Source organism: Halobacteriovorax sp. DA5 (assembly GCF_002903145.1).
Taxonomy (GTDB): Bacteria; Bdellovibrionota; Bacteriovoracia; order Bacteriovoracales; family Bacteriovoracaceae; genus Halobacteriovorax_A.
Genome location: NZ_PPDJ01000008.1, coordinates 262,242 through 280,378, shown reverse-complemented (window position 1 = coordinate 280,378; position 18,137 = coordinate 262,242). Strand labels below are relative to the sequence as shown.

Below are 18,137 nucleotides of genomic sequence, written 5' to 3'. Positions count from 1 at the left end.
TAAAAGGAATAACAACTTATGTTAAACAACTTAAATAAGGCCGCAATTCTTGCCACTTTAGCTACTTCTACTCTGGCACTACCAATTGACTGGCATGGTGAACTACAAACAGACCTACATTCTTTAGGTGATTATAATCGTTCAGTTCAGCAAGGTGCTGGACCACTTGATAATGGTGACCAAGCATTTGATATGACAGATGCTGATCCTGACTCATCGAACTTTCAAACTTATATTTTTAAGCTTCAGCCAACAATCATTGTAAATGACTCAACAACGATTAATGCTGAACTAACTTCAGGTTATGGATACGGTGGAAATTTTGGTGATTCTTCAAATGATGGAAGAACAAAGACTCAAGATCCATTAAACTCATATGCAAATGCTCGCTACTCTTTCAATACAGTAACAAGTAATCCTGTGAACCTAACTCAGGCCAATGCAGTATTTTATTCTGATACAGCAACTTATACAGTAGGTCGCCAAAAGTTTAACTGGGGTATGGGTGCAATTTATAATGATGGAAATGCTCCAGGATCAAGATTTGCTTCAATGAGAGATGGGATTACAATTGATTTCAAGATCGGTAACTTTAAGTTCTCTCCTTACTACTCAAAAATCAAAGCAAATAACCTTACAAAAACTGGTCGTGTTAAAGAGATGGGGATTTCATTACTATATGAAAACCTAGATAAAGAATTCACTTTCGGAGCTCTTTACAACAAGAATACTTCTGGAGCTGCATCTGGAATTGAAACTGATGTAGATGGTGACACTTTTGCTACAAACCTTGGTGCAACTAGTGTGACAATGATCGACCTTTACCTTAAGAAGACTTTCGGCAAATACACTGTTGAAGCAGAAATTCCATTAATGACTGGTGATATGGGTGAAATCTACCCTGGTGTTACTGATACTGAAGTTGATGCAAAAGCATTCCTACTTAATAACACTTATAAGTTAAACACAAATCACTCATTTCATCTTGATTTTGGTATGGTTTCAGGTTCAGATGCAGATAACCAAACTTATGGAGCAATGTATCTTAACCCTAACTTTCAAATTGCAAATATCATGTTTCGCTATAACTTAGCGGCCATTGCAAATACTGATCTAAACGTATTTAATTCGGGTATTGCAAATACTTCTTATGCAAAATTTGCTCACAGATATGATTCAGGAACTTGGTCTTGGACTAACTCTGTTGTTTGGGCAAAGGCCGATAAAGTTGCTGAAGCTGGTTCAGATGCAATTAACCATGAGAAGAACAAGAGATTTACTGCGGCAGCAGATCAAGCAGATGATCTAGGATTTGAAATTGATTCAAACTTCTCTTACAAGTGGAATACTTCAGTAACACTAAATGCAAACCTAGGTTATTTCTTCGTTGGCGACTACTACGCATTCTCAAATACTGCGACTCCTAACGAAACAAATGATACTTACCTAATTTATCTTGGTGCAGATATTAAGTTTTAAGAAATAAAAAAGGCTTCCGATTGGAAGCCTTTTTTTTTATCGATATGGATTAGTCCATGTTGAACTGCTAGGTGTTCTTTGTTGTGGTTGCATTAAGTTAAAATTATTATTCCAACCATTATTATTGTTAAAGTTTCCACCAGCGGCCCCATTGAAATCAAAATTCAATCCAGGAATACCAGAAGAATAAGAAGTGTCAGCTCCTGTCCATAAATCAAACGGACTACTCGCTGTTGCTCCTGCTAATTGGTTTTGCATAGCATTTAACTTGTAATTACTATAAAGACCATTAAAGCGACTTAGTATGCTTTTCTGCTCATTATAGGCAGCTCCGTATTTTGCATTATAAGATTGGTTATAATCTTGATAAGAGTTTTGCTTCCATGAACTATACTGGTTATAGATGTATGGAAGATAAGTACTTCTAACAGTCATACAATCTTCATAGCTACCACCTGATGTACAATAACTACTAGCAAGATCTTGAGCATACTGTTGGATGTAATCATCATAAGCATTTAGCTTAGTCATATAATTTTGACGATCTTTAGAAGCTCTTTGTTGAATACCTTTAAGAATTTGCTGACGTCTCTTAATTGGAGAATTGTCACCGGCCCTGATTAGAGCTTCGTCACCCCAATCAGCAAGCGTACCTTGCTTAAGACGAGCAATACTTCTCTCACTATTATTTTCAGCTTCTTCAACATTTCTTTTATTAGTCCCTTCAAGTTTTACATGTGAAAACTCTTGAGCAAGAATAATTCCAGATAAAATCTTTCTACCTGAAGTTTGCATATTGCCTTCACGAAGTGCTTCAACAACTTTCTTATATTCAGCACCATTTTCATTTTGACGATTAAACTTAGCAATAACGTCATTAATCTTTTCAATTGATTCATTAATTTGATCTTTACGTCTTTCATCTGCCTCGCTATCACCTAGCTCTGCATATTCTTCCATTAAATGCTTTAATTCTTCTTTCATAGCTGGAAGTAATTCTTTAGAAAACTTATTCATGTGATTTGCGTATTCCTGAAGAAGCTTCTTTCTCGCTTCTTTGCTTACACCAAACTTATCACCTTCTTTAACATCTTCAACAGAAGGAGAAATATCACTTTCAATTTGCTCCATTCTTGAAACCATTTGTTCAACTTCTTCATTGATAAGTTGATGTTGAATACCAGAAAGAATTCTAGTTAGATCATCATAGTTTCCACCTGAGTCACTTCTAAGCTTCTTAAGACTTTTCGAAATATCAGTAAGATTTTTTCCGTTACAAGCAGCAATAGCCTCTTCACGAAGTTCATATTCATTAGTTTTATTTGCCATTACTTTTTGTTCAGCAGGCTTTGCATAATCCATACAATTGAATGACGGATCACTAAAAGATGTATGTTGCGCAACATTTGCTAATCCAAACGGCATATCATTTTTATAATCGAAATCTTTATTCGTAGAGGCGATAACTAATTCAGAATTTCTATTAGTATCAATATCAGGAAGATCTGTATCAAGTGTTACAGGTGATGCAAGATAACCTTTTTCTCTTAGTTTATCGACAGTATAAAATGAAGAGTCTCCACCAGCTAAGTGGGCCATACATTTTTCATATTCTTTTTCGATTGATTGAGTACCAGCAGGATATTGGCTAGAATCAATTTTCACATTGAACTTCAAGTAAACATTATTATCAACAGGGTTTGTAATAGCTTGCGCACTTATGTCTTTAATACACGCTGAAACTCTAGTTGGTAGATTTACCAATATTTTTCCATTTGCAATTGTATAACTTGGAGTATCTCCTAAAAGGAGTGTTTTCATAAACCCATATGAAACCGCATCATCTCTACGACATTCAATCGTAGTTGACTGACTCGATGATGAAACTGTAACTGTTCCGGCCGTTGATTGATTTGTACTACGAGTTCCACTTGAACCCATTCCTGAAAATACTACCTTGGCCTGTGTAGAAGCCAGAGCTAGTGTACAAATTAAAAACTTTAATTGATTTGCCTTTTTCATATATTACCCTACTTAAAGTATCGCTTAAGTCATATCGGATAATTTTATAAATACTTAAAGGCTATTAGTTACTTGTCTGTAATTACAGATACTTAACTAGAATAATAAATTAATATTTTCCTGAATTTCTTGTCCCTCGATATTAACTTGAGTACCTTGTCTTTGTTGATTTCGCTCAAGATACTTTACGTATTCACGATTTCGATCGGCAATCGTCTTATTTGTCGAGTTTAGAAGATAGTATGTTGGTATTTCTATTTCGTAACGGTAATCAGATGTCGTAACTTCAATGTACTTTGGTAAAGTATACTGACCATTGTAAGTAACAAAACTTTTTGGAACAATTGAATAACTTCCATTATCTGTATTTAGATCTAAATAAATTAATTGATGGTTTTCATTTTTAAACTCACCTTTGATATTATCAAGCTGAATTGCCCAAACAAATTCTCTATTGCGTTTAACAAGTTTTAAATTATTACTTCCCTTATATAAAGAAGAGTTCATGATACTTTTTAACTGTGCTTGTTTTTGATCATTATCAGACTCAAGTGGTGACACAGGGGCTTCGCCAACAGACTCTTCATACTCTTTGGCTTTTTTCTCATAGTCTTTCTTTTTAACAAGAAACGTTTTGTAATCTTCAATTAAAGAAGCCTTTTCCTTATTAATCAAATCAGAGTTAGATTTATAACTTGGCTCGATTGCCTTAAAAACTTTATTAAAACCAAATGAACTATTGAATGTGTAGCTAAGGATTGAACTTTGAAGAATATCTTTTGTCGTGTCTTTACCAAACAGACTATCAAGATTTTCATATGCAGTTACATTAGAAACCCCCGATACTTGATAAGAAGAATCATCATATCTAATAACTAATGATTTCTTATAATCTTTTTCGTTTTCTGCAGTAATAAACATGTATTTAAAATAATTCGTAACCACATTTTCACTCGTTGCAAATTCTTCATCTGCTGCGACTCGTTTTACAACAACGTGAGCAACAACTAGTTCTTTATCTAATTCCTTATTTGAAGAGTTTCTCATTAATCCTTCTAAAGATGGAATTGCTGCGAAAACATTTAAACTTAATACAGTTGCCAATATAGTTATTACTTTCATAAATCTCCTAAATTACCACCTTATAATACCAAAAAATATTCTCGTCGTAACAACTAAAACATTGAGTATTTTAGTCAATCACTAATAAATGACGAATTTCGAAAATATGATTATAATTAGACTATAAATAAGGATATTACATGACTAAAATACTTTCATTAATTGTAACTTTATTAGTAATTCAATTTAATACATCTGCAAAAATAATGGACTATAAAACAACACGATTAAAGTCCACAGGTGGAGCTGGTGTTGCTTCTTTATTAATGGATGAAGCTACAGTATTAAATCCTGCACCAATAGCCTTTTTCAATATGTCTTCATTATATCTTGAACAAACAAAAGCAGATAATACCGATATGAACGACTCGCCTCTAGGAGACTCAACTAATTACGCAGTTATTGCTTCTGATAGTTCAAAAGCTCTAAAGGGCTCAATCTCTTATGTAAAAGCAAAGAGTGGAGATGAAAACTATAAACAACTCTCGACTTCTTTCGCCTCTACTATCGGTCGAAAGTCTGCACTAGGTTTCACATACCAGGATATGAAACGTGAAGATGTATATCTAGGAGTGAAGGAAAAGATTGAGTATCAACAATTAAATATTGGTGTTTTCCACGCTATTACACAAAACTTTTCACTTGGACTTGTAGCAATGGATCCATTTGAAAAATCTCCAAATAACACGAAAGCAGTGCTTGGTATGCAATACCAGTTTCAACAATACATCTCACTTATGCTTGATGCTGGTGCAAACTATAATGAGGAGATCTCAGAGCATTCTCTTTGGCGCGCGGCAATTCAATTCAAAGTACTTAGTGACTTTTACTTACGTGCAGGAATGTATGACGATAAAATTGCAATGGAGTCTGGATCAGGTTTTGGCTTAAGCTGGATTCAACCAAAACTTACACTAAATTTCGCGATTAGAAATATTAGTTTAGAAGATTCAATTGAGCTAAAACAAGTAGCACAAGACATCAAAGAAACATCTTTTTCCGTATCATATCGCTTCTAGGGGTAAAATAATGGCAACAAAGAAGCCCCAAAACAAACCTAAAGATGGTGATGAAGAGCTTAATGAAGGTGTTAAGAATGCTTATACTGAGCGTTTGAAAACTTTAAAACAAGCTCTCGACTTTGTTGCAAAAAATGATATTCCACACAGTGTAGAGAAATTTAATCATTATCTTGGGATTTTAGCAGCATATAATCGAACAACTGAAAGGCATCTAACTCCAAAGATGTTTGATCCTCAAAAGGATATTTCTGAACTACTTTTGATAAGCCAAGCATATTGGAATCTTGCTAAGTCATATGATAAAAGCCCGAAACTTCGCGGTGAATCTCTTCGATGTCTACAGCAATTTATTGCATTTTCTATTGGATACAAATATCAACATGCAAATGCTCAAATCGTTAGGAAATTTTTAAGATCAGGACAGGCCCATAATAAGAAGGCCTTTCAACAGGCATATGATAAGATTAATGTACGTTCAAAAAATTGTTATTTAGCTACTCATGCATATCCACATAATGAAGATCTACTTGATACACTTAGAGGATTGAAGCCAGGAATAGCAAGTTATAAACTTGGACAAGTATTCATTAATCGTTACTATGAAATATCACCACATATAGTTAGCTTATTTCAAAAGAATAAAACTTTAGATTTCACTTTTAATAAGTTATTAATTAAACCTCTAATTTATTTAATTTATAAAATCGTAAAATGAGCGTAGTAAGAAACTTAATTACAAGAGAATGGCTAAAATTTTTTGCTGCTTCGGCAGTTGTTCTTCTCCTATTGCTTTCTTTGGGAAATTTAATTACTGGATTTTTACGCGAAAATATTACAGCTAAAGAAGTACTACTAAGTTATTTCATCCAACTTCCTAGTTTTCTCATAAAGGTAATTCCAATTTCATGTCTGATAGGAAGTTTATTTTCAATCAATAAACTAAAAAGTAGAAATGAACTGGTTGCAATTTTTGCTGGTGGATACTCTCGTCAGAATTACTTGAAAGATATACTGCTAACATCGATCTATATTGCAATTTTTCAATTTATTCTAAGTGCTTACATTAGTCCTTATATTAACTCGAGAAGATTTAGTATCTTAGACAGTCCAGATGAAAAATTTAGAGTTTTCAAAAAGAAAGGACTTTCATCATCAACAATTAAATCAGGAAAGATTTGGTACAAGTCACCTAAATACTACTTTGCATTTTCAAGCTTTGATAAGAAAACCAATACTTTAAACGAGGTAACGATTTATCACTATAGTGAAAATCGTGAACTTACGAAAATTGATACTTATAAAATGTTAAGTTATGACTCTCGAACTGAGAGATGGTGGCCAACAAATGGAACTAGTTTTGACGAGCTTGAAACGCCATCATTTCCAAAAATTGGAATCGAAGAATTACCAATCACCTTGAATGAAAGTATTGAAGAGTTCGCTAAAATTGAAGCAGATATCTCAACACTCACATTTTTAAGACTTTATGATTATATTTCTCAGCTAAATAATAATGGAATCAATGTAAACGAATATCTTGTTATGTTCTACATGCATATTTCGGAAGGACTAATTTGCATTATCTTTGCCTTAATTGCGGCCACGAGTATATTCAATCCAAATAGACGTAATAGTTCGTTTGGTCGAAGCGTTGCATTTATTTTTGCGTTCACAATTATGTATTGGCTAGTGCAATCATATTTTATTGAGCTAGGTAAAAACTTGAAAATTAGTCCGTTCTTAGCAACATTCTCTGTTCCCTTTATATTCACCTTAGTCATCGGACTTATCTTCTTTAAAAACAGACGTTTAACGTAAATGAAAAATAGAGGAAAGCTGGACTTGTGCGCCGCACACATGCTATAAGAATTCCATGAATAAATCAGAAGAATTTTTAAAAGATTACACTCTAGAAGGTGAAAAACTAGAGATTTATACTTACCCTGCGCCTGTTCTTAAGAAGGTGGCATCTCCAGTTGAAAAGTTTGACGACGAGCTAAAGAAGCTTTGTAAGGATATGCTTTTTACAATGTACCATGCCCCTGGAATTGGTTTAGCTGCACCACAAATTGGTGTTTCAGATCGCATCTTTGTCATGGATATTGATTTTCATAGCAAAGAAATTACTCGTGCTGATGGTACGAAAGATCAAGAATTATCAAACTTCAATCCGAGAATTTTTATCAATCCTAAAATTGAAAAACTTCAGGGTGAAATTCTTTATGAAGAAGGATGCCTTTCAGTTCCTGGGATTTATGAAGAAGTAAAACGTTCAGAACAAATTCGAGTAACTTATCAAGATATCGAAGGTAATGAGCAAGTTCTAGAAGTTGATGGACTGCTATCAGTATGTATTCAACACGAAAATGATCACCTCGATGGAATTGTTTTTCTTGAAAGGCTTTCAACTCTTAAAAGAAACTTCTTAACGAAGAGATATATGAAAAGGGTTAAGGGTAGATAGTGAAAAAACTTAAGGCAGTTTTCTTTGGTACACCAGACTTCTCATGCCCAAGTTTAGAACTTCTGGCCAATCATCCACAAATTGATCTGAAACTTGTCATTAGTATGCCAGATAGACCTGCAGGAAGAGGACAAAAACTTCAATCCCCTCCTGTTATTACTTATTGTAAAGAAAATAGAATCAATTTCTATCAAACAGAAAATATAAACAAGGATGAAGAGCTTCTTAAACTTTTAGATGAAGTTGATGCAGACTTTTATCTCGTATTAGCTTTTGCCCAATTCCTTGGATCAAAAGTTTTAAATAAACCTAAAATTGGTTGTTTCAATATCCACACTTCTCTCCTACCAAAATATAGAGGAGCAGCTCCTATTCAATATGCGCTTTTAAACGGTGATACTGAAACAGGTGTTTCAATTCAAAGAATGGTTAAGAAAATGGATGCGGGCGATATTGTCAAAGAATCAAAAATCAATATTGCTTTTGAAGAGACTGGTGGACAACTTTATACTCGTCTAAAGTTTGCAGCATCATTAACACTTAACGACTTCATCGTAGATATGTTAGATGACAAAGTGACTTCATATGAGCAAGATGAAGCAAAAGTAAGCTTTGCACCTACTCTAAAAAAAGAAGACGGCCATATTAAATTTAATGAATGTGACTTTAATACAATTCACAATCAAGTAAGAGCACTTAAACCTTGGCCAGGTACTTACTGCTTCTTGAATGAAAAACGTCTAAAAGTCATTGAAATTTCTAAATATGATAATTTGGGACTTCAAGCTGGTGAAGTTAAAGTTGCAGACAACAAGATCTTAGTTGGATGTAAAGACGCAACAATCAGACTAGATGTAATTCAACTTGAAGGTAAGAAAGCATGCCGTGATACAGATGCTGTCAACGGACTTACTAACAAATACGATAGTTTCAAAATTTCTTAACGATATTTGCTAAGGAGATTTAGATGCAAACAATCATCTCACCAAGCATTTTAGCAGCTGATTTTACAAACCTAATATCTGATATCTCAGTAATAGAAGATGTTAAGGATCTTTGGCTGCATTTAGATGTAATGGATGGTCACTTTGTACCAAATTTAACATTTGGAATTCCAGTGATTAAACAAATTAAGAAAATTACAAATATCCCGCTCGATGTACATTTAATGGTAACAAATCCAGCATTTCATTTTGAAGCGTTAAAAGATTCAGGCATTGAGAATATAACTTATCACTACGAAATCGAATGTGATCATTTTGAAATGATCAAAAAATATCGCGATAACTACAAGAGTATTGGTCTTTCCCTAAAACCAGCAACAGATATTGAGTCAATTCCTTTAGAACTGCTGAAGGAAATTGATTTATTACTTGTTATGTCAGTAGAGCCAGGATTTGGTGGCCAAAGCTTTATGCCAAACTCACTTGATAAAATTGCGTACCTTAAAAGAATGAAAGAAGAACATAACCTGAAATTACAAATCCAAGTCGATGGTGGAATCAACCAAGACACTGCAAAGCTTTGTCTTGATAAAGGTGCCCACAACCTCGTTGCTGGATCATATATTTTTGGCAAAGAAAAAAACCAATATCAAACACAAATAGAATCATTAAGATAAGAGACAGGAATAAAAAGATGAAAGAAATTATTATTGATGGACACAGCTTAAGCGTAGACGATATTTACGAAGTATCATTTGCAAAAAAAGATACTGTTAAAGTTAAACTAAGTGATATAGCTCGTGAAAATATGGTTAAGTCAAAAGCCTACGTACAAAATATTGTCGATAAAGCAAAGCCTGTTTATGGAATTAACACTGGTTTTGGTGCTTTATCAGATAAGTATATTGAAAAGGAAGACCTAGCTCAACTTCAAGTAAACTTAATTCGCTCACACTGTACTGGTGTAGGAAAACCTTTTTCAAAAGAAATCACAAAAGCAATCATGCTTCTTAGAGCAAATTGTCTTGCATCAGGTTTTTCTGGTGTCTCAATTGAAGCTGTCGATATGTTAATCGCATTTTTAAATAATGACATTATTCCAGTTGTTCCAGAAAAAGGTTCAGTTGGTGCATCAGGTGACCTTGCTCCATTATCACATATTGCACTTGCATTAATTGGAGAAGGAGAAGTTATATACGGTGGCAAAGAAGTTCGCTCAGACTTTGCTATTAGAGATATTGGGAAAGAGCCTGTAGTTCTTGGACCAAAAGATGGCCTTGCTCTTATAAATGGTACAGCTGTTATGGCGGCACTTGGTGCGCTAGCAATTAAGAAAACTGAAAACCTTGTTCGTATTGCTGATATTTGTGCAGCAACAACTCTTGATGGTGTTCGTGGAACACTTAGAGCATATGACCATAAAATTCATGGTTTAAAACCACACCCAGGTCAGCTTGCAAGTGCCATTAACGTAAATAATATTATCGCTGGAAGTGAAATTCTAGATTCACACGTTGATTGTGGAAAGGTTCAAGATCCATATTCTCTAAGATGTGTACCTCAGGTCCACGGTGCTTCTAGACAAACTCTTTCTCATGCAAAAGAAGTTTTAGGAATTGAACTTAATGCTGTTACAGATAATCCACTTATCTTTCTAGGTGAAGATGAAGTTATTTCAGGTGGAAACTTTCATGGTGAAGCAATCGCAATGGCCATGGATTATCTAGCAATTGGTGTAGCAGAACTTTGTAATATCAGTGAAAGACGTGTTGAGAAAATGATGAACCCAACTTTCTCTGATCTACCAGCTTTCTTAACTCCTGAATCAGGACTTAATAGTGGGTTAATGATTGCTCACGTTACAGCAGCAGCATTAACATCAGAAAATAAATACCTATGTCATCCTGCAAGTGTGGACTCTGTTCCAACTTCAACAGATAAAGAAGATCATGTTTCAATGGGTGTAACTTCAGGACGTAAGCTTCATGAAGTTATTGAGAATGCTACGAAATGTTTAGCAATTGAACTACTTTGTAACTCGCAAGCTATTGAATTTCATCGCCCTCTTAAATCTTCACCTGCAATTGAAGAGTTAATTTCACATATCAGAAAGTCTGTTGATAAAATTGTTGAAGATAGAGTTTTCTATCGCGATATCAATAATATCGAAGCGCTTATTGCAAATGGTGAATTACTACGTGCAGTTGAGAAGCATACAGGAAAATTACAATAATGATCATCTACAAGAATATTAACGAAATCCTAACTCTTGAAGCGGCCCAAAAAAAAGACGGCCGCAATCTTCTAGCTGAAGATATCTCAATACTTCAGCATGGTACAATTGTATTTGAAGAAGATGAAATCGTATGGGTTGGAGATAGCGAAAATATTCCTGTAGAGTATCTAAAGAAAGCGAAGACAGTAAAAGACCTTGAAGGTTATGTTGTTACTCCCGAGATAGTCGATTCACATACTCATTTAATTTTTGGTGGTAATCGTGCCAATGAATACCAAATGAGACTTAATGGTGCTGACTACGAAGAAATTGCTAAGGCCGGTGGTGGTATTGTTGCGACTTCAAATGGGACAAATAATACAAGTGATGAGCAACTTCTTGATAGTTGTCGAGAAAGAATCAAACGAATCGCTAGTTACGGTGTAGGTACAATTGAAGTAAAATCTGGTTATTCACTTTCATTTGAAGGTGAATTAAGAATGACTAAGTTAATTGCAAAACTAAAAGAAGAATTTTCACCTGATATACAAATCTTTAATACATTCATGCCTGCACATGCTCTTCCTAAGAGTTACGATTCAACACAAAAATACATGGATGAAATCGTAATTCCTTTACTTCATGAAGTAGCACCTCTTAATATTATTGATTGTGTTGATATCTTTCATGAGCAAGGCTATTTCGATTCTGAAGATGTGAAAAAACTTGCACTTGTTGCACAAGAGTACGGAATACCATTAAAGACTCATGCCGATGAATTTAATGATAATAAAGGGGCTATACTTGCTTGCGAACTAGGTGCTCTGAGTACGGATCACCTTCTATGTACAACCGAAGATGGAATTAAAAAATTAGCTGAATCAAAAACAGTTGCAACAGTACTTCCTGGAACAGGAATTTTCTTAGGAAAACCTAAAGCTGATGCAAAGCAATTAGCAGATGGTGGGTGTAAGTTGGCAATTGCATCTGATTATAATCCAGGATCTTGCCATTGCGATAACCTACTACTATTAGCTTCAATTTGTGCACCAATGTACAAAATTAACATGACTCAAATGTGGGCCGGAATTACTTTAAATGCTGCAGCTGCAGTTGGAAAGTATGATCAAGGTGCAATCATAAAAAGATTTAAGCCTCGTTTTAGTATATTTAAAACAAATACGATTTCTGAAATTACTTATAATTGGGGACGAAATCTAGCGGTAGATAAGAATTCTATTTAAGCCATTCGCGAATTTTTTCTTTGAATTCTTCCGAATTGAAGTCTTTAGAACCCTTTGCAACTTCAACGACACGGCCATCTTTGTAAACAATAGAAACAGGGATGGCAGATACCATAAATGCATCTGTTAACTTACCTTGACCATCTTTTACAACATCAAAGTTAACTTTATACTTTTTAACGACATCTTTAATTTTCTTAAGCTGCTTTTGACCTTCGTCTGAATTAATTGCAATGATCTTTAGCTTAGGGTCTTTGATCTCAGAACGTAGGCTAACTAAACTTGGAAATTCTTCAAGACATGGAGTACACCAACTTGCCCAAAAGTTCAGGATAACAACACCTTTAGAAAGTTCTTCTTTCTTAAAAGTTTTGCCTTCAGTTGATTTTAGATCTGGTCGAACGAGCATCGATTCATAATGTTGAATCTTTTTAACATCCACACCTGCAACTTTAGCAGTCGTAAAACTGTCATCAGTTACAAATAACGATCCTAAAACCAGTACACAAGCTACCAGAATGATCTTATATGGAAATTTTTTTCTTTGTATACTCAACTCTTAACCCCAGTTAGAATGGTATTATACACTTAATTAGGTAAGATTGCACTATGCAAAAAACACAAGACAAAGAGCTAGAGAAAAATATTCTTAATCAAGCTGGGCAAACCTTTGTCGAGTTCATCTTTTTACTTGTTATCTTAATCGGTCTATCGGTTTCACTTCTAAAGGGTAGTAACTCATTTTTAGCAAAACAATGGGAAATTGCTGTTAACAGCATCGTGCGTAATTACCCAGGCCACAACCCCGGTGTAAAATTAACTGAATAGCTTTTTACTATTATTTAACTCTTTATACTGGAGTAAAAATGTATATTTTATCATTAGACCAAGGTACTACTGGTACCACTGCTACTATTATCGACGCCAAAACTTTCAAATTTGTTGATAAAGAAAATCAAGAATTTAAACAGTACTTTCCTAACACTGGTTGGGTTGAACACGATCTTGATGAAATCTGGAAGAGCGTTAAGAGTACAGTTCAAACTGTTCTTAAAAGAAATAATATTGATCCAAATAACATTGCTTCTATTGGAATTACAAATCAACGTGAAACAACATGTGCATTCAATCGAAAAGGTGAAGCACTTGCAAAGGCCATTGTCTGGCAAGATCGTCGTACCGCAGATTTTTGCGATTCTATGAAGACACACGAAGACAGTTTTAAGAAAATCACTGGCCTGCCTCTCGACCCATATTTTTCTGGTACTAAGATTCATTGGTTATTAAATAATAATCAATACGTAAAAGAAGCACATAAGAATCACGACCTTCGTTTTGGGACTATTGATACTTTCTTACTTTACCGTTTAACTAATGGTGACTCATTTAAAACAGATGTATCTAACGCTTCTAGAACTCTTCTGATGTCTTTAGATACATGTGACTGGGATACTAACCTTTGTGAAATTTTAGGCGTTGCTAAAAATGACTTACCAGAAATATGTGAATCAATATGTGATTTTGGAACAACAAAAGGTTTAGATTTTCTGCCAGATGGTATTTCAATAAATGGAATATTAGGTGATCAACAAGCTGCTTTATTTGGACAAGCATGTTTCACAAAAGGAACAGGAAAATGTACATATGGTACAGGTGCCTTCATGCTAGTTAACACTGGGGAAGAAAAGAAGTACTCTGAACATGGCCTATTAACTACTGTTGCCTATAAGTATCAAGGTAAGACATATTACGCTCTTGAAGGTTCATGTTATATAGCTGGAGCCTGTGTACAATGGTTACGTGACAATCTCCAAATTATCGATAATGCAGCTCAGACAGAAGATAAGGCGAATGCAGTCAAAGACTTAAATCAAATCAGAGATCTCATTCTTCTTCCATTTTTCACAGGAATTGGATCTCCATACTGGAAACCACATGCAAAAGCTGCATTAATTGGAATGACTCGTGCAACTGACACTAACGATATCTGTCGAGCGGCCCTTGAAGGAATCGCTTTAAGTATCAATGATCTTATCAAAGCAATGAAAAGCGACATGGGTAGTAACCTCGAAGAATTTAAGGTTGATGGCGGTGCCGTAGCAAATAATCTTCTAATGCAAATCCAAGCCGATATTTCAGGAGTAAATGTTACAAGACCAAAAGTTATTGAAACAACTTCTTACGGAGCGGCCCTCGCGGCTGCAATTGGTGCAGGTCTTATGACAATCGATGATGTTAGTAAACAATGGGAAAAAGAATCATTCTTCGAATCTTCTTCAGCTAACAGCGAATACTTCGACTACAAGAAGAAACTTTGGGATAAATATATTCAAATTAATTTTTAAAATACTAGGGGCTAGTCCCCTAGTACTTTAAATATATCTGTAACTTTTCTTACGGGAATAATTTTCAATTTTGATTTTTGAGCAAAGTCTTTTGCTACTTTCGGTGAAGCAACCAACGTTTTATAATTAAGTTGTTCCATTTCTTTAATTCGCATTTCCATATGAGGAACAGTCCTAACTTCACCAGTAAGACCAACCTCCCCTAAAAAGACAGTATCTTTTGGAATTGGTTTTGATTTATAAGAACTTAGTAATGCTGCGATAATACTTAAGTCTGACTCACGTGTTGTAAGCTTCATGCTACCGACAACATTCACATAGATATCATTCATTCCCATTGGAATATTTGCATATTTTTCAATAATTGCAACCATCATTGCTACTCGATTATTATCTAGTCCCTGTGTCGTACGACGGCCACTACCAAATTTATTTTCTGCAACTAAGGCTTGAACTTCTACAAATAAAGGTCTTGTTCCTTCTTTGATACAAGTTAAACTTTTTCCAAAACTATCCTCAAGATCATCATCCAAGAAAAACTGTGATGGGTTTTTTACTTCATTAAGCCCATCTTCTTGCATTTCAAAAATACCTACTTCATTTGTATTTCCAAAACGATTCTTGATTGCTCTAAGCATTCTATAATGACCAAATTGATCACCTTCAAAATAGATAACTGTATCCACCATGTGCTCAAGAATCTTTGGCCCTGCAATAGCACCGTCTTTAGTAATATGACCTACAATAAAACAAGTTATCCCTGTAGCTTTGACATGATTCATTAACTCATAGGTAACTTCTCGAATTTGAGAAACAGTACCTGGAGGCGATTGTAGCTCACTAGAAGTAGTCGTTTGGATTGAATCAAGAACCATAAAACGTGGTTTAATTTTTTTAATTTGATTTAAAATATTTTGCCAGTTTGTTTCATTATAAATATAAAACGAATCATTTTTAAGGCCCATGCGTTTAGCACGTCCAGCAACCTGTCCTTCACTTTCTTCACCACTCACATAAAGAAAGCTCTGATCACTTTGTTGTCCTGAAAGCTTAGATAACATTTCAGTCAGTAAAGTCGATTTCCCAATACCAGGCTCTCCACCAATGAGAATAAGTGATCCTGGAACGAGTCCTCCACCGACAACTCTATCAAATTCACCAATACCAGTACTAACTCGATTATAAGTTTCAACTTCAATTTCTTTGAGTTTCTTTGGTGCTGTTTCACCTACGGCTTTTACTTTTATACTCTCTTGTACTGGAGTAAATGTTTCTTCGACAAAACTATTCCACTCACCACAGTCAGTACAACGACCCATCCACTTTGCAGTTTGAAATCCACAATTCGAACATTCAAAAACTTTTTTACTTTTCTTGGCCATTAGCTAATCATTCCCATTACTTCATCTTCAGTTTTAATTGAAATACCTAAATCTAATGCCTTCTTATACTTAGAAGATTTAGCTTCTGTTTCATTTGTAAGAAGAATATCTGTATTCTTACTAACTGAACCAACTGGTGTACCACCAGCTGCTTTAATATCTTTTTCGATATCGCTACGTTTACGTGATAGAGAACCAGTAATACAAATTTTTAAACCAGCCAATCCTGTACCAACTTCTTCTTCAATTACTTCAAATGTGAAACCTAATTCTTGCAAATTATTAATTAAATCTCTCTTCTCTTGTAGTGAGTTTACAAAAGTTGTTGCAGATTTTTCTGCAAACCCTTCTAAAGTTGCAAGTTCATCTGCATTCATATTTAAAAGTTTTTCAATTGAATCAAACCCACCATGTACAACTTTTTCACACTTATTATAGGCTCCGCCAGTAATACCGAGAGCTGATATAAATGTAATCAAATCAGCTTTCTTTGATCCTTCAATACTTGTTAGAAGTTTAGTTGCTAACTTATCTTTTACTTTATCCAAAGTTAAAAGTTGATCCATCTCTAACTTATAGAGATCTTCGATTGTCATAACTAATTTCTTACGAATCATCTCTTCAAGACGCTTTGAGCTTAAATCATCGATTCCAATTTTTTGAATAAAATTTAAGATCGCTTCTTTTACTTGAGCGGGACATGCAGAATTCTTACAAAACAAGCGAATATCTTCGATAATTACTTTTGACTCACAACTAGGACAACATTCTGGAATAGTGAAATCATTTTCAGATTCTTCGATAGTTTGTAAAAACTTTGGAATTACCTCTCCACTCCTAATAATTTCAATTTTATCTCCGGCCTTTAAATTATGTTGTTTTACCATTCCATAATTATGTAATGTCACACGGGATACAACCGCCCCACTAATTGAAACAGGTTCAACTTCACCAACAGGTGTTAAGATTCCATTTCTAGAAACTTGCCACGTTATCGACTTAAGAATTGTTTGTACTGTTTCCCCTTCAAATTTAAATGCCATTTTATAGCGAGGGTGATGAGCAGTTTCTCCAAGTTCATCATGAAGTTTAATTTCATTATATACAAAGACTAGTCCATCAATAAGATATTCACCATTGGCCATGAAATCTTTTGCGTCTTCAATTGCAGACTCGTAATCTTTCTTTGTATGCATCAGTGTATATTCTAGAATATCGAAATCTTCTTTTTTAAGAGTCTCGTACTTTTGACTTTCTTTATCGAAATCTATGCCGATTAAATCAAATGCTTTAAAATTTATAAAAGAACAAAGACTAATATTTTCTTTACGTCCAACAAGCCCAGCTACGATATTGCGTTGAGAAGATGGCCTTTCTAATCCCTGAGCAACCATCGTTTCAGAAAGGTGAAAAAATGATTCTTCATCACAATACATCTCACCTCTAATTTCTATTCTTTCTTTAATAGAGATGGATCCAGGAACACCCTTCATCCATTGAACTTTTTGAGTGATATTCTCACCATAAGTTCCATCACCTCTAGTCTTTGCTAAAACTAGATGACCATCTTCATAGATAAGCGAACAAGAAACACCATCAACCTTATAGATTCCTAAAACTTCGTATTCCTTTGCCCAAGAAATCAGTTCTTCCATCTTATAAGTCTTACCAAGTGATAACATTTTCTTATCATGTTTCACTTTATCAAGTGACGTTATAGTTGAGCCTACTAAATTAAGTACAGAGTTCTCGGGATCAAGTTCTCTTAACTCATCTTCTAATTTGTCATATTCACTATCAGAAATTTCTGGTTTACCAGCATAGTATAATGCCTTATGGATCTTTATTTGATCTGCTAATTCTTTTATACGCTTCATTTTATTCTCGTCTAATTTTAG

The 18,137-nt window shown here is 34.5% G+C and carries 16 protein-coding genes; 11 read left to right on the top strand and 5 right to left on the bottom strand.

Going from position 1 to position 18,137, the window contains the following annotated elements; all coding sequences use genetic code 11:
• The first annotated feature begins 18 nt into the window (after positions 1-18).
• Complete coding sequence (locus C0Z22_RS12135) at positions 19-1,479, top strand: hypothetical protein (protein WP_103218638.1); 1,461 nt, start codon at positions 19-21, stop codon at positions 1,477-1,479.
• Positions 1,480-1,515: 36 nt separating this feature from the next.
• On the opposite strand, the gene C0Z22_RS12130 is transcribed toward C0Z22_RS12135, so the two are convergent.
• Together C0Z22_RS12130 and C0Z22_RS12125 are read right to left on the bottom strand one after the other, a co-directional pair.
• Positions 1,516-3,501: a hypothetical protein gene (locus C0Z22_RS12130; protein ID WP_103218637.1), complete on the bottom strand. Its 1,986-nt coding sequence runs from the start codon at positions 3,499-3,501 to the stop codon at positions 1,516-1,518.
• 96 nt (positions 3,502-3,597) lie between these two features.
• The gene (locus C0Z22_RS12125) at positions 3,598-4,623 is read right to left on the bottom strand and encodes a hypothetical protein (RefSeq protein WP_103218636.1); all 1,026 of its coding nucleotides are present in this window, start codon (positions 4,621-4,623) and stop codon (positions 3,598-3,600) included.
• Between the two features lie 140 nt (positions 4,624-4,763).
• On the opposite strand from C0Z22_RS12125, the gene C0Z22_RS12120 reads away from it, so the two are divergent.
• From C0Z22_RS12120 to hutI, 8 genes are read left to right on the top strand one after another with little or no spacing between them, the layout of a single operon-like run.
• Positions 4,764-5,642, top strand: a complete 879-nt coding sequence (locus tag C0Z22_RS12120; protein WP_103218635.1) for a hypothetical protein — start codon at positions 4,764-4,766, stop codon at positions 5,640-5,642.
• A 10-nt stretch (positions 5,643-5,652) separates the two neighbouring features.
• Complete coding sequence (locus C0Z22_RS12115; RefSeq protein ID WP_103218634.1) at positions 5,653-6,360, top strand: hypothetical protein; 708 nt, start codon at positions 5,653-5,655, stop codon at positions 6,358-6,360.
• On the top strand, positions 6,357-7,463 hold the full coding sequence (locus C0Z22_RS12110) for an LptF/LptG family permease (protein ID WP_103218633.1): 1,107 nt from the start codon (positions 6,357-6,359) through the stop codon (positions 7,461-7,463). Before C0Z22_RS12115 ends, C0Z22_RS12110 begins: the two co-directional genes overlap by 4 nt.
• Positions 7,464-7,518: 55 nt before the next feature.
• Complete coding sequence (gene def / locus C0Z22_RS12105) at positions 7,519-8,109, top strand: peptide deformylase (protein WP_103218632.1); 591 nt, start codon at positions 7,519-7,521, stop codon at positions 8,107-8,109.
• Positions 8,109-9,053, top strand: coding sequence for a methionyl-tRNA formyltransferase (fmt, locus tag C0Z22_RS12100; protein WP_158246915.1), 945 nt, complete (start codon positions 8,109-8,111; stop codon positions 9,051-9,053). Before def ends, fmt begins: the two co-directional genes overlap by 1 nt.
• A 23-nt stretch (positions 9,054-9,076) precedes the next feature.
• Positions 9,077-9,730, top strand: a complete 654-nt coding sequence (gene rpe / locus C0Z22_RS12095) for a ribulose-phosphate 3-epimerase (RefSeq protein WP_103218630.1) — start codon at positions 9,077-9,079, stop codon at positions 9,728-9,730.
• Positions 9,731-9,747: 17 nt separating this feature from the next.
• Positions 9,748-11,286 carry a histidine ammonia-lyase gene (gene hutH / locus C0Z22_RS12090; protein ID WP_103218629.1) on the top strand — a complete coding sequence of 513 codons (1,539 nt, stop codon included), beginning with the start codon at positions 9,748-9,750 and terminating at the stop codon, positions 11,284-11,286.
• Positions 11,286-12,512, top strand: coding sequence for an imidazolonepropionase (hutI, locus tag C0Z22_RS12085; RefSeq protein WP_103218628.1), 1,227 nt, complete (start codon positions 11,286-11,288; stop codon positions 12,510-12,512). Before hutH ends, hutI begins: the two co-directional genes overlap by 1 nt.
• On the opposite strand, the gene C0Z22_RS12080 is transcribed toward hutI, so the two are convergent.
• Complete coding sequence (locus tag C0Z22_RS12080) at positions 12,505-13,068, bottom strand: TlpA disulfide reductase family protein (protein ID WP_103218627.1); 564 nt, start codon at positions 13,066-13,068, stop codon at positions 12,505-12,507. The genes hutI and C0Z22_RS12080 overlap by 8 nt on opposite strands.
• Before the next feature lie 53 nt (positions 13,069-13,121).
• Between C0Z22_RS12080 and C0Z22_RS12075 the strand changes: the two genes are divergently transcribed.
• Positions 13,122-13,340, top strand: a complete 219-nt coding sequence (locus C0Z22_RS12075; RefSeq protein WP_103218626.1) for a hypothetical protein — start codon at positions 13,122-13,124, stop codon at positions 13,338-13,340.
• A 38-nt stretch (positions 13,341-13,378) separates the two neighbouring features.
• The gene (gene glpK, locus C0Z22_RS12070; RefSeq protein ID WP_103218625.1) at positions 13,379-14,857 is read left to right on the top strand and encodes a glycerol kinase GlpK; all 1,479 of its coding nucleotides are present in this window, start codon (positions 13,379-13,381) and stop codon (positions 14,855-14,857) included.
• A gap of 11 nt (positions 14,858-14,868) precedes the next feature.
• Here the strand turns inward: glpK and radA are convergent, their stop codons facing one another.
• On the bottom strand, positions 14,869-16,239 hold the full coding sequence (gene radA / locus C0Z22_RS12065; protein ID WP_103218624.1) for a DNA repair protein RadA: 1,371 nt from the start codon (positions 16,237-16,239) through the stop codon (positions 14,869-14,871).
• On the bottom strand, positions 16,239-18,116 hold the full coding sequence (gene ligA, locus C0Z22_RS12060) for an NAD-dependent DNA ligase LigA (RefSeq protein ID WP_103218623.1): 1,878 nt from the start codon (positions 18,114-18,116) through the stop codon (positions 16,239-16,241). The genes radA and ligA overlap by 1 nt, the downstream gene beginning before the upstream one ends.
• Positions 18,117-18,137 lie beyond the last annotated feature (21 nt).

Excerpts from the sequence above, each read along its gene's own strand:
- C0Z22_RS12125 (WP_103218636.1), bottom strand. The coding sequence starts at position 4,623 with ATGAAAGTAATAACTATATTGGCAACTGTATTAAGTTTAAATGTTTTC.
- C0Z22_RS12130 (WP_103218637.1), bottom strand. The coding sequence starts at position 3,501 with ATGAAAAAGGCAAATCAATTAAAGTTTTTAATTTGTACACTAGCTCTG.
- C0Z22_RS12110 (WP_103218633.1), top strand. The coding sequence starts at position 6,357 with ATGAGCGTAGTAAGAAACTTAATTACAAGAGAATGGCTAAAATTTTTT.
- glpK (WP_103218625.1), top strand. The coding sequence starts at position 13,379 with ATGTATATTTTATCATTAGACCAAGGTACTACTGGTACCACTGCTACT.
- C0Z22_RS12075 (WP_103218626.1), top strand. The coding sequence starts at position 13,122 with ATGCAAAAAACACAAGACAAAGAGCTAGAGAAAAATATTCTTAATCAA.
- hutI (WP_103218628.1), top strand. The coding sequence starts at position 11,286 with ATGATCATCTACAAGAATATTAACGAAATCCTAACTCTTGAAGCGGCC.
- ligA (WP_103218623.1), bottom strand. The coding sequence starts at position 18,116 with ATGAAGCGTATAAAAGAATTAGCAGATCAAATAAAGATCCATAAGGCA.
- C0Z22_RS12135 (WP_103218638.1), top strand. The coding sequence starts at position 19 with ATGTTAAACAACTTAAATAAGGCCGCAATTCTTGCCACTTTAGCTACT.
- rpe (WP_103218630.1), top strand. The coding sequence starts at position 9,077 with ATGCAAACAATCATCTCACCAAGCATTTTAGCAGCTGATTTTACAAAC.
- C0Z22_RS12120 (WP_103218635.1), top strand. The coding sequence starts at position 4,764 with ATGACTAAAATACTTTCATTAATTGTAACTTTATTAGTAATTCAATTT.
- hutH (WP_103218629.1), top strand. The coding sequence starts at position 9,748 with ATGAAAGAAATTATTATTGATGGACACAGCTTAAGCGTAGACGATATT.
- radA (WP_103218624.1), bottom strand. The coding sequence starts at position 16,239 with ATGGCCAAGAAAAGTAAAAAAGTTTTTGAATGTTCGAATTGTGGATTT.
- def (WP_103218632.1), top strand. The coding sequence starts at position 7,519 with ATGAATAAATCAGAAGAATTTTTAAAAGATTACACTCTAGAAGGTGAA.
- C0Z22_RS12115 (WP_103218634.1), top strand. The coding sequence starts at position 5,653 with ATGGCAACAAAGAAGCCCCAAAACAAACCTAAAGATGGTGATGAAGAG.